The 12,555-nt window shown below is 43.3% G+C and carries 12 protein-coding genes and 1 pseudogene; 2 read left to right on the top strand and 11 right to left on the bottom strand.

Features of this window, described 5'->3' with window-relative positions:
• The 3 genes and pseudogenes from WAK81_RS08545 to tsaD form a co-directional block, all read right to left on the bottom strand.
• A pseudogene (locus tag WAK81_RS08545) lies at positions 1-387 on the bottom strand (hypothetical protein); the annotation flags it as partial.
• Positions 388-875: 488 nt separating this feature from the next.
• Positions 876-1,835, bottom strand: coding sequence for a sensor domain-containing diguanylate cyclase (locus WAK81_RS08540; RefSeq protein WP_422196471.1), 960 nt, complete (start codon positions 1,833-1,835; stop codon positions 876-878).
• 204 nt (positions 1,836-2,039) lie between these two features.
• Positions 2,040-3,056, bottom strand: coding sequence for a tRNA (adenosine(37)-N6)-threonylcarbamoyltransferase complex transferase subunit TsaD (gene tsaD, locus WAK81_RS08535; protein ID WP_004280030.1), 1,017 nt, complete (start codon positions 3,054-3,056; stop codon positions 2,040-2,042).
• Positions 3,057-3,203: 147 nt separating this feature from the next.
• Between tsaD and rpsU the strand changes: the two genes are divergently transcribed.
• Both rpsU and WAK81_RS08525 read left to right on the top strand, forming a co-directional pair.
• Complete coding sequence (gene rpsU / locus WAK81_RS08530) at positions 3,204-3,419, top strand: 30S ribosomal protein S21 (RefSeq protein ID WP_001136722.1); 216 nt, start codon at positions 3,204-3,206, stop codon at positions 3,417-3,419.
• A 33-nt stretch (positions 3,420-3,452) separates the two neighbouring features.
• The gene (locus tag WAK81_RS08525; RefSeq protein ID WP_004280076.1) at positions 3,453-3,899 is read left to right on the top strand and encodes a GatB/YqeY domain-containing protein; all 447 of its coding nucleotides are present in this window, start codon (positions 3,453-3,455) and stop codon (positions 3,897-3,899) included.
• A 69-nt stretch (positions 3,900-3,968) separates the two neighbouring features.
• Here WAK81_RS08525 and WAK81_RS08520 read toward each other — a convergent pair whose 3' ends face one another.
• From WAK81_RS08520 to pyrD, 8 genes are all read right to left on the bottom strand, one after another.
• A complete protein-coding gene (locus WAK81_RS08520) occupies positions 3,969-4,328 on the bottom strand; it encodes a hypothetical protein (protein WP_422196470.1) in 360 nt (119 codons plus the stop codon).
• 106 nt (positions 4,329-4,434) lie between these two features.
• Positions 4,435-5,877 (bottom strand): M48 family metalloprotease, encoded by a 1,443-nt coding sequence (locus tag WAK81_RS08515; protein ID WP_422196469.1) that lies wholly within the window; start codon positions 5,875-5,877, stop codon positions 4,435-4,437.
• Positions 5,878-5,993: 116 nt separating this feature from the next.
• Positions 5,994-6,959 (bottom strand): 2-hydroxyacid dehydrogenase, encoded by a 966-nt coding sequence (locus tag WAK81_RS08510; protein ID WP_422196468.1) that lies wholly within the window; start codon positions 6,957-6,959, stop codon positions 5,994-5,996.
• 22 nt (positions 6,960-6,981) lie between these two features.
• Complete coding sequence (locus WAK81_RS08505; protein WP_422196467.1) at positions 6,982-7,626, bottom strand: hypothetical protein; 645 nt, start codon at positions 7,624-7,626, stop codon at positions 6,982-6,984.
• Positions 7,627-7,830: 204 nt separating this feature from the next.
• On the bottom strand, positions 7,831-9,720 hold the full coding sequence (locus WAK81_RS08500; protein WP_422196466.1) for a M48 family metalloprotease: 1,890 nt from the start codon (positions 9,718-9,720) through the stop codon (positions 7,831-7,833).
• An 89-nt stretch (positions 9,721-9,809) separates the two neighbouring features.
• The gene (purF, locus tag WAK81_RS08495) at positions 9,810-11,345 is read right to left on the bottom strand and encodes an amidophosphoribosyltransferase (protein ID WP_422196465.1); all 1,536 of its coding nucleotides are present in this window, start codon (positions 11,343-11,345) and stop codon (positions 9,810-9,812) included.
• A 24-nt stretch (positions 11,346-11,369) separates the two neighbouring features.
• Entirely contained in the window at positions 11,370-11,951 is a 582-nt protein-coding gene (locus WAK81_RS08490) for a CvpA family protein (RefSeq protein ID WP_422196464.1), read from the bottom strand.
• A gap of 5 nt (positions 11,952-11,956) precedes the next feature.
• Positions 11,957-12,555 (bottom strand): dihydroorotate dehydrogenase (quinone) (pyrD, locus tag WAK81_RS08485; RefSeq protein ID WP_422196463.1); only part of this gene is annotated, 599 nt, incomplete at its 5' end.

Below are 12,555 nucleotides of genomic sequence, written 5' to 3'. Positions count from 1 at the left end.
TTTGACCGAACCAGTGGTATTGACTTCTGAACAGATCAGATTTGGATATTTAATACTATTGATGCCCAGATTATAAATTTTGATGATACGTGCAGTACGTCCATAAGGATAATCTGCGAATACTTCTCCAATCATGTGACCTAGAGCAACATTATAGTCGGTATCATTACTGGTATTTCCGGAAATTTTATCGCGAATTTTGTCTACAATGTCTTGATCTTCAAACGGGACAAACTCCTCTGAAAGCTCAGGGGAAATACTTTCCTTAGGAACATTTGGAGGTGTAGTGACAGTAGGACTGTCTGAGCTATTTCCCCCACCACCGCCACAGGCACTCATTAAACCCGAGACAAGAGCGAGTCCAAAAATAAAAATCGGCTTTTTCATAAAATTTATTCCCTAAAATTTCTTTGCATTTTTATTTGGTGATCACTAAAGATTGACCATCTCGAAACTGAATAGCTCAAATGCTATTTCTGCCGGTAATGTTTTTTCTTGGCAGCCAGCTTTATCCTTCGATAGCGCTTTATCTTTAAACAAAGAATTTTTTGGTTCTGTAATTTTAATGTATATTTCAAACAACAATTATCATAAGAAATGAAGTGCTTATTTGAATCTTGTTCCTTACCAGAGTCACTTTTCAACACACTTAAAGTGCATTTAATTAGATCGATTAACTTTGCAACAAAGCTTATAAAATTTGTAATGGTTAAGTTAAAGACGGATTGAATTTTCTTTTTATGGAGAATCATGCTCAACTTTCATACATGGCTATGAAAGAGAATATTGAAAGATAGGATAACTTTAGAGCATAGAAAATGATCATTTTTATGATATGAAATACTTAATCATTTAAAGAAGATTTAAAGCGTCAATTATTTTAGATTGGTCATGGATTCACTGGATTTTTTCCGACGTTTATACTCAAACATGTTCTGATCCGCTTGTGCGAGTGCTGCAAATAAGCCCTGACTTGGATGACGCATTGCCATACCAATCGCTGCGCCAATGTTTGCTGCTGCAAAGGCATTAATTAAACGATCCACTAAACTTTCAGTACCCGTTTCATCATTTTCCACGCTAAGAATCACAAACTCATCGCCACCTAAACGAGCAACAATATCATTGATTCGTACCTTATCTCGCAATACCTGCGCCGCATTTTGAATCAGCTTGTCACCTTCATCATGACCCAAACTATCATTCAACTTTTTTAGGTCATTCAGGTCAATAAATAATACAGCGGCGGGATGACCATATTGCTTACAACGCTCTTCTTCAGCTCGCAGCAGTTTTTCCCAGGCCCGACGATTATAGAGCCCGGTCAATTCATCTTTACTGGCTTCTTCCTGCAATAATTCATGTTGACGTACCTGCTCACTTTGACGCAATTCTGCCTGCAAGATCGAACTGAGCAATTGTCCCAATAACTCGACCAATTGCATATCTTGCACAATAGCTTCCGATTTGGTTTCTGGATCAATCGCACAGAGTGTTCCAAACAAACTGCCATCTTCTTTAAGGAGTGGCTGACCAATATAAGATTTTATACAGACCTGCTGATTAATCGGCGCTGTGGCGTATAAAGGAATTTCTTCAGAGCGGGGGGCAATTCTCGGGGCCTTACCTGCGACCATATGAGAACAAAAAGAATCAGCCCACTGAAACACTTGACCGGGTCGTATATCATAACCATGATCTTCACTTTGCAGCACAATCCAGTCTTGGCCTTCTACCCGGGTGATCATCCATAAATTAAAGCCAAAATGCTGATGCAAAAACTTTAACACCGCCTCTCCAGCATCCTGAAAACTTTTGAAATTTATATTTTCCATTCGAGATTGCCTCTGCTGCAAACCTGTAAAAATATGCATGATATCAACTTAAGCTATTAAACTATTTTTCCAGTTTCAATAGAATATAAGAGTTCTAAATACAGCTATAAAACTATATATTTACAACATACCGTTGCTATAAGTTTTCATTTAAAAATTCACAATAAAAAAGAGGCCTAAGCCTCTTTTCTTCAAGCCTGAAATCTATGCCTCAGTCGGATTAGTCAGTTCCGTCATTGGCCAACGTGGAGTTGTCGTCACAGCCAAGCCATCATGCTGTCCTGCTTTGAGACGCTGATAGCCCGCAAAAGCAATCATGGCACCATTGTCTGTACAGAGTGCAGGTTCAGCATAATAAACAGATGCACGAATCTTGGCTAAATCTGCTTCTAAACGCTCACGTAAACGCTTGTTGGCACTAACACCGCCCGCAATCACCAGGCGTTTAAGCCCCGTTTGCTTCAGTGCTTTCACCGACTTTTTCACCAGAGTATCGACAATGGCTTCCTGAAAACTGGCAGCGATATCGGCATCGCGGTTTTCATCACCGAGTTTTTTCATTTGTACAGAAACTGCGGTTTTTAGACCACTGAATGAAAATTCTAAACCTTGATGCAGCATTGGTCGCGGGAATGCAAATGCATTTGGATCGCCCTGCTCTGCCAGTTTGGAAATATTCGGGCCACCCGGATACGGCAGACCCATCATCTTCGCGACTTTATCAAATGCTTCGCCTGCCGCATCATCAATGGATTCACCCAAGAGTTCATACTGGCCAATGCCATAAGCAGCCATGAGCTGAGAATGTCCACCCGATACCAACAATGCGACAAATGGAAACTCAGGCGGAGTTTCTGACAATAAAGGTGCCAGCATATGACCTTCCATATGATGCACACCAATTGCGGGTTTATTCAGCGCAAAGGCCAAAGTACGACCAAACAATGCACCTGTCATGAGTGCACCCATCAGACCTGGGCCACGGGTATATGCGACTGCATCAATTTCTGATTTTTTCACGCCGCTCTGTTCAAGCAGCTCATTGATGAGTGGAATCAGTTTACGCACATGATCACGTGACGCCAGCTCTGGAACTACACCGCCATATTCTGCATGCAGTTTAATCTGGCTATAAAGCACCTGTCCGCGCAAACCCAACTCGCTGTCATACAGCGCAAGTCCTGTTTCATCACACGACGTTTCCAAGCCTAAAACGATCATTAAACTGCCTATAACCTGTATCAATTCTATTGCAGCAACTATTATAGACTTGTGGTATGAGATGTAAATGAGTAAAATACTGACCTTCACTTGTGATTGAGGGCAATTCAGCCCGAGATCTTACCCTAACTGATATGAGGATTCTTCATGCCACAAGTTAAATTGAAAGAAGGCGAACCAGTAGACGTAGCTATCCGTCGTTTCAAACGTTCATGCGAAAAAGCGGGTGTTCTTGCTGACGTACGTAAGCGTGAATTCTACGAGAAACCAACTCAAGAACGTAAGCGCAAAAAAGCTGCTGCTGTTAAACGCTACCAAAAGAAATTGGCGCGTGAATCAGTACGTACAACTCGCCTTTACTAAGATTAATTTGTGATTGATTGCCTGGAATAAATAATGACGACTTTAAAAGACCAAATCACGGATGTTTTGAAAGCAACAATGCGTGCCAAAGAAATGTCCAAGCTGACGGTCATTCGTAGTCTACAGGCAGCAATTAAGCAAATCGAAGTCGATGAGCGCAAAGAACTTGACGACGCTCAGGTTCTTGCGGTCATTGAAAAACAAATTAAACAACGTAAAGAATCGGTTAAAGCCTTTGCAGGCGCTGGCCGAGATGATTTAGCTAGTAAGGAACAAGCCGAAATTGAGATTTTGTCTCAGTTTCTACCAGAAGCTATGACTGAGGAAGAACTTGATTCCATGATTGCGCAAGCTATTGCAGCGCAACAAGCTACTAGCATGAAAGATATGGGTAAGGTGATGAATTCTCTGCGTCCGCTCATAGCCGGGCGCGCCGATCCTGCACAAGTTTCCGCCAAAATCAAAGCGCAACTTGCTTAATCCCTACTCTCTAGCATTTCCTCTTTAACGTTGAACTGCCTTTACCCTAAGACAGTTCTTGCCGTATTCTTATTGCAAATTACAATCAACCTGATAACGCTTGAGTAATTGCATCTCTTTAGACGATTTCACTTCTACAATCACATCCTGTTTACTCATATTTTGAAACTGACGATCCAGATAAGCACGATTCTGGTCAGCGGCCTGATATAAACGATCAACATAGCGTCCTACAATTCCACAAAATTTTGCATTCTGCTCAGGACTAAATCCCTGTTGCTGCGGATTTAAACCACTTAAAAATTGACGTGATTCCTTTTTATAATCAGCATTAATTCGTTCTATCGCTTCCACATATTCAACTGCACTCGCAGCAAAAACCCCATAATTCCACCCCAGTAGACACACGCCCAATAGTATTTTTTTCATATTATGCTTCAGTTTGATTCACGCTGATCTTTCAAAAAGATTGTAGCCTGCTTGAATATATTCTTGCTATATCATTCTTATACAAAAAATAAAACCCAGTTCAGCTTTAAATCTTATATTGATGTGCCTGCTGCATCTGTTTTAGACGCTGGCGAATGGTTGACGATAAAGATTGATTATTTTTCACGCTACGCTGTGCATGTAATAATGATTTGATCGCGGTTTCTTCATATCCCGACCAGTATTCCACTTCTGCACGATAGCGGAGTACATTGGCAGCCTTGATCGCTGAATCTGGCTCTGCATTGGCAGCCAATTGCATCAGTCGCCAGCCACTCACATCACGTGGATTGCCATTTAGAAATCGCTGTACCAAGGCTTTTGCCTGAGCAGGCTGCTTGTCACGAATTAACACCTCTGCATATTTATAATTGAGTGCGCGATTCTCCGGCATGATTCGCGCTGCTGAAGCTACACTTTTCAAGGCGGCATCAAGCTGGTTTTGGGCCAAATAAATATCAGTCTGCAACAAAACCTGTAAAGGATGCATCTGGGTATGCTTTTTTGCTCGATCTAGACTAGCCTGCGCGGCCTGAAAATCACTCTGCCGTATTTGATAGGCAGTTAAGGCAAGCTGGCCTGCAAAATTATTTTGCTGGTCCATCAGGATGAGCTGCTCTGCATTGGTCTGACCAGACAACACCCTGCTATACCACTTGATAATGTCAAAGTCTTGGTCATTGAGACTTCGTTTCACTGCGGGAAGCTGGTTAGCACGTAAACGTGCTTCACTCATACGCTCTGTAGTGAGTGGATGAGTAAACCAGAAATCTGGCAGAAAGCTTAATCGGCTGGTCGAGCGATGCATGACTTCAAAGAAGTCTGCCATGCTATGCGGGTTATAGCCTGAACGATACATATATTGCATGCCAATCCGGTCTGCTTCACGTTCTTGGTTACGACTATAGGTGAGCTGTTTATCCAGAAGTGCTGCCTGTGAACCCATCATGACCGCTGTGCCGACATCACCATCTGCCTGAGAAGCGACCAAAGCACCGACGAGAATTCCGGCTAGCGCCAGTAAACCCTGCCCTTTAAAGGCATCCTGAGAACGACTGTAATGACGTTGTGTGACATGTGCAATTTCATGCGCCATCACTCCTGCCACCTCATCCATGTTTCGGGCTGAATTAATCAGACCGGCATTGAGGGCAAATAGACCACCTGGTACAGCAAAGGCATTAATTTGCGGGTCATTAATCACCAGCAAACCGATCGGTTGTTGCAATTGAGTTTGACTCAAGATATGAGAAAATACTGAAAGCAGCTGATCTTCCAGCCATGGATTCTGCATGACTGGCATTTGTTTATGCACTTCACGATAGACTTTTTCACCGATCATTTTTTCTTTCTGTTGATCGAGTAAGCCGACGCCTGTACCAATATCAGGCACAGAAAATTGTACATTTGCTTGATTAAAATCATGGTTAGAGCTGTGCCCTGCCACCATACACAGACTTAAGCCACACGCCAGCACCAATCGTTTCAATGAAAAATCTCTAATCCTGCCAATCTAGTCTATCTTGAATATAGCATTGAACAATGAGCAGAGACGCAAGAAAATGTTATTTTTTAATACCATTTAAACGACGAATGAGATGCTTTTTAAAACTTTGGATTGACCACATAACGGGGCACTCGCCCCTCTAAAGCATCGACCAGATTCTGGTAGGCCAGTTCTGCCATTTTTTTACGGGTCTCCGCAGTGGCCGAACCCACATGTGGCAATGTGACCACATTGTCCAACTGGAATAATTCCGATTCTTTTAGCGGTTCTTTCTGATACACATCCAGACCGGCAGCAAAAATCTGCTTGGCTTTTAAAGCTGCAATCAATGCCTGTTCATCAATGACCGAGCCACGTGAAATATTGACCAATACTGCATGGGATTGCATTTTCGCCAATTCCGCTGCCGCAATTAGCGTCTTGGATTCAGCATTCAAATCTACTGCAACGACCACAAAATCAGAACGCTGCAACAGTTCATCAAGCTGGCAATATTCCGCATTTAACCCTTGGGCGGTTTCTGGTTTTTCCCGGCGATTATGATACAGAATATTCATATTAAAACCGTAAAAACCACGACGTGCGATTGCCGCACCAATATGACCCAGACCAATAATCCCCAAGGTTTTTCCAAAAATATCCATGCCAAATTGTGCTTCGCCCACGGTACGCTGCCATTGTCCCTGCTTGGTCCATTGATCCAGGTAAGCCACTTTGCGTGCCGCTGACACCAGTAAAGTAAAAGCCAGGTCAGCAGTGGTTTCAGTCAGCACATGCGGCGTATGACTGAGATAAATTTTCTTTTCATTTAAATAATCCAGTTCATAGTTGTCATAACCAACACTGACACTGGAGATAATTTTTAACCGGGTAGCACTGGACAGATTATCACGATTCAGCAAACGTCCTGCGCCAATCATGCCATCGGCATCCTGAACCTGCTGCAAAAGCTGTTGATTCACATCGCCCAGCTTGGGTTGTATATAAGTAACCTGATAATTTTGTTCCAGCTTGTTTTGAATATCAGGATCAATTTGACTAAATACAACCACTTTTTGTTTCATCTATTTTTATTCCACAGCAAGATTATTCCAGACTGGCAGTCCTATTTTGCATAAACTGCCATAAACGTTTTTTTAGAATCGGTTGATCCAGCATTTCTTGTAGAGATGCCAACTGGATCATTTTTGTATTTAAAATATGCGCTACCGGCCCGAGAAAAATGATATTTTTCTCTGCACTCATCCCATCCAGAAAACCCTGAATATAGGATTCTACACCACGTCCATCTTGGACATTGGCCCAAGGAAATGGCCAGTTTAGCTCATGAAACTCTCCCGGGACTGCACGCTGGATATTGCCCCATAAATTCTGGGTGTCTTCGGTCATTGCAGTAGCATCAATCACGATACTGCAATGTGCCAGACTTAAAGCCTGCAAACTGAATGGCGGGATTTGTACGATTTCACGCTGTTCCTGAACAAGTGCAATGTGAGTCGGTGCCGCAGGTGGTGTATCAACCTTAAGCGTAACAATTGGCTCTAGCTCAGGAATCGGTAGATCAGCCAAAGCCTCTACTGAAGCAGGCTGTGGCAAAACGATGTCAGTATGAAATTCAGGTGCAGCCTGATCACGCCAGATCGAAACCTGATGCGGCTGACATGCGCTGTCCCTAGGAATCCAGAGATCGATTCCTAATGTTGCCAGTATGTCACGCTGATGCCCAATCATCTTTTCATCATCACCAATTTCAGGCTGAACATTTTAGCCGGATTGCCTGTGCTTTGCCGAACTTTTTCAGCTTTTCTTTTTTATCCTGATGGATTCTAGTACAAAGTTTAGCTGCATGTTAAAAACCGTGTTTTTAATACACAATTAAACCATTCCTGCTGTTATAACAGATTCTGGCTAAAGCTGCGCGTTCTCATTTATTTTCTATAAAATGGTTAAACTGTTCTTCTTTAACATTTGCTGAACGACCTGCTCTGCCTCAAAACCCAAGCGCCAATACAACAGCTCCATCACATCCAGCTCATCCTGAGTCACGATACGGTCACTCCACAAACAGGCTTCTGCAATACCTAAAATACTGAGGCGATCACGTAATAACAGCCCCGCAATATCATTCAGGATTTCTGCAAGATCAATCGGCTCATCAGAAATTTCATTATATAAGTCCAGTTCCTGAGCCGTCAGAATCCGGTTTAAAATCCGCTCCCGTACCTCAAGCTGGTTGCCGCTATTAATCTGCTGAACATGTAGTAAGGCGTCAATCAAACGCACAATCTGTGGCTTGACCTCATCGAGTGCTGTAGGAGTATGGGCAGGAAGCAGATTTAACTCATATTTCACACATTCCAGTAATAATGCATCCAACAGGCCAATTTCACCATCTTCCTGAATAATCCGTGCCAGCTTCATCAAAAACTGCCGTGCGACAGTTGTCGGCATGCCACCAATATTCTTGCAGGCTTGCTGGAAAATCGAAATATGCACCCGCCCGTCCAGATTGAGCAATGAATCTACAATGGCACGACTAACTTCAGCCTCAGTCGGAATAAATTCACGATATTGACGGATCATTAAAATGGCGACCATCACTTCACGAGAACCGGTTGCCGTTTGTAATGCACGCTCAATCAGTTCCGGACGTGGCATCTTGAGCCGAAGTTCCGGATTCAGCGGCTTGATCGCATCTTTAATCGCAAAACTGATCGGAGACAGCCGCAATAATGGCAAAGGCTGTGGCGAACTCCAGCTCATTGCAGTTTCAGGCACCACTTCTTCCAAAGAACGGAACAAACTAAACAAAGGCTGATTCTTGAGTTTTTTCAGATTCTCAAGCTGTAAGTCCTGAATCAACGCAGGATTTAATTCATAAATCCGCTGATTGATATTAGGATGAATATTCAGCCAGTTTTGTGGGCTCAAAGAATTGGCAAAGCACATATGTGAAATCGATTCAGCATATTCACTATAAATCTGGGATCCAGAATGATGCACATGAATTCTGAGTAAAGTCTGGATATTGGCATCATTTTGAATCAGGCGTCGGGTCTTCCGATCATTTTTATAGGTCCGACCACCCAGCGAAATATATTTAATAAAACGGGAAATCAAAACACCCAAACTACCAATCAGCCAGATCACCGCGCCGACTGCCACATAGAAGGTTTCGAACTTGTTTTCACGGGGACTACCCGCTCGATAAAAACCGGATTTCGCAATCTTACTGCCACACTGACTAAAAGTGGTTAAACTGCTATACAGGATTTTCAAACGGGTATTTTCCGCAGCTTCACCAGACAGAATTTTATTGAATTCATGGCTGAGCAAACCATACAGCTCGACTTTATCCAGTGTTTGTATCGCACCCCAGGTCAGGATAATTGCGGTATCCCGCGGACTAAACCCTGCCGTCAGCGCATTAACACCGACTTCATCGGGCAACACATATACCGCCGGAACTTCAATCAGAAAAGTCTCTGCCAGCTGCTGGTTAATGTGCAGCGCAGCACTTTCTTCTGGAATACTGTCCATCGGACTCAACCGACGCGCACCTAACTGCTTCGCCAGCGAATAACCGCCATTGCGAAAAATATAAAACTCATAGATGACCGAGATCATCATGGCACATAACAGCAAAGCAATCAGATAAGGACTCAGCGTATGCCAGAAGATTGACTGGCTAGGATCAGCATAAAAAACAAAGAGACCAACAACGGTATTAATAATAAAAATAGTCAACAGAATTGCAATCAGGCAAAAACTTACAGGCAGTACTATATTTTTGTTTTTTATAAAATCGTATCCTACGTTTCGCAATGCAGAACCCTAAAATGATGATTTTCAATGGGCTCATCATAAAACAAAAAAGCGGGAAATTCCCGCTTTTTCATGATGATTTTAACTACTTAGACTTCGCGTACACCGGTCAAATCCACTGAGGCTGCATCAATATTGACATCAATATAGCTGCTTTCTTTCATGGCACTGTCACTACGTTTTTGCTGAAGATCATCCAGATATTGCTCATCAATGCCGCCCGAAACATAGACACCATCAAAGACTGAACAATCAAAGTCTTTAACGTCCGGCACCTTGGTGGTTCTTACCGCATCTTTCAAATCTTCCAGATCCTGGAAAATCAGACGGTCAGCACCAATAATTTCACGGATTTCTTCCACGCTACGTTCCGATGCAATCAGCTCAGATTTTGCTGGCATATCGATACCATAGACGTTTGGATATTTCACCATCGGTGCTGCAGAAGCAAAGAATACTTTTTTCGCACCAGAATCACGAGCCATCTGGATAATTTCATTACAGGTTGTACCACGTACAATAGAATCATCTACCAATAGTACATTCTTACCTTTAAACTCAAGTTCAACCGGGTTGAGTTTCTGACGTACCGATTTTTTACGCAGCTGCTGCCCAGGCATAATGAAGGTACGACCGATATAACGGTTTTTCATGAAACCTTCACGGAATTTCACCCCCAGCATATTGGCAAGTTCTAGCGCTGAAGTACGTGAAGTATCCGGAATCGGAATCACTACATCAATATCATGCTCTTCACCCCACTCGCGCAGAATTTTTTGCGCCAGTTTCTCACCCATTTTTAAACGTGCTTTATACACCGAGATTCCATCAATAATGGCATCCGGACGGGCAAAATAAACATATTCAAAAATACAAGGACGATATTCAGCATTCGCCGCACATTGCTTGGTAAAGAAATTACCTTCCAGATCAATAAATACTGCTTCGCCTGGCAGAATATCACGCTCAACTTTAAAGCCCAGCGCAGTAATCGCAACAGACTCAGAAGCAATGATATACTCCATGCCCTGTTCAGTTTCACGTGAACCGTAGATCAACGGACGAATACCGTTCGGATCGCGGAAGCCCACCAGACCCTGACCGGTAATCATCGCCACCACACCATAAGCACCTTTGCAACGCTCATGCACACGTGTTACCGCATGAAAAATATCTTCTGACGTTGGTACCAGTTTGCCGTGTTTCTGCAATTCATGGGCAAACACGTTTAACAGCACTTCTGAATCAGAATCGGTGTTCATATGACGCAGGTCAGTTTTGAACAGGTCATCATGAATTTCTTCGGCATTGGTCAGGTTACCGTTATGTGCCAAGGTAATCCCATACGGCGAGTTCACATAAAACGGCTGTGCTTCTGCACTACTCGATGAACCGGCTGTTGGATAACGCACGTGACCAATACCGTAATTTCCTTTCAAGGCACGCATATGACGGGTATGGAATACATCACGCACCATGCCATTGTCCTTGCGCAGGAATAAACGTCCTTCATCACATGTCACGATCCCAGCTGCATCTTGTCCACGATGTTGTAACATCGTTAATGCATCAAACAACATTTGGTTAACGGGTGATTTACCAGCTATACCAACTACTCCACACATAGCAACCTCGCAGACAAGCTAGGATTAATAAAAAGGATTATTTGTAGACTCATCTGCAGCTCCAGACTTGGACGATGTTTCAGATGATGAAGCTGAAGGTTTCGATGGCCCTTCAGGCTTGATATGTTGTAGTGCGCCATTCGCGGCTTCTTTCGACATTTGAGTCGCCCAAGGCGCATAAGGCAATAAGGCTTGAATAAACTTGGACTGTTTCCAGTGCGGTGAGCTTTCTACCCAAGGGCCGATACCCTGCATGGTAATCAGTACAATGAGCAAACCTTTGAGGCTACCAAAGACACCACCGGCCAGACGGTTGAGAGGACCTAGTTTAAGACTCTTTAAAATACGGTTCAACAGCGCAGTGACGATCCAGGTCAGGACCACAATCAACAAGACGATAAAGGCGAAGGCCGCAATCTTTTGTACGACTGGATCTGTACTCAGAGCAACCATAGACGGCGCAAGTAGCGTTGAATATTTTGCCGCAACAATCAGGGCAAAGATCCATCCCACTAAGTTCGCAAAGGCTTTAATAAATCCTTGACGCAAACCGTTGAGCCCTCCAATGAGCAAGATAATCAGTAGAAAGATATCAATGGCATTCATAGGATTTAAAGTGCGTCTACACAATCTTTTACAAGTTTAGGTCCGGTATAGATGAGGCCACTATAAACTTGTACAAGGCTGGCGCCTGCCTGTTTCTTGGCAACAGCATCTGCACCTGAAAGAATACCACCCACACCAATCAATGGAATTTGTCCTTTTAATACCGCAGCAAATGCAGCCAGGCATGCGGTACTTTTCTCAAATACTGGCGCGCCAGACAAACCGCCCGCTTCCTCTGCATGCTCCAGACCCTCTACCCCTTCACGTGACAGTGTGGTATTGGTCACGATCAGGCCATCGATCTTGAATTGCAATAACTGTTTGGCAATAAAGGCAATATCACTATTATCCAGATCAGGCGCCACTTTCAGTACCAAAGGTACATAATGCTGGTATTCCTGAGCCAATTCAAGCTGACGCTTCTTCAATGTTTCCAGCAGTTCGGTGAGTGCATCACCACTTTGCAGGCTGCGCAGGTTTTTGGTATTGGGAGAAGAAATGTTGACGGTAATATAAGAAGCATAATTATAGACTTTTTCTAAACAGATAAGGTAATCATCTACTGCTTTTTCTACCGGAGTGTCAGCGTTTTTACCGATATTAA

This window comes from Acinetobacter sp., assembly GCF_049284435.1.
Taxonomy (GTDB): Bacteria; Pseudomonadota; Gammaproteobacteria; order Pseudomonadales; family Moraxellaceae; genus Acinetobacter.
The sequence above is the reverse complement of the archived record's forward strand: the minus strand, read 5'-3'. Positions and strand labels throughout refer to the sequence as shown.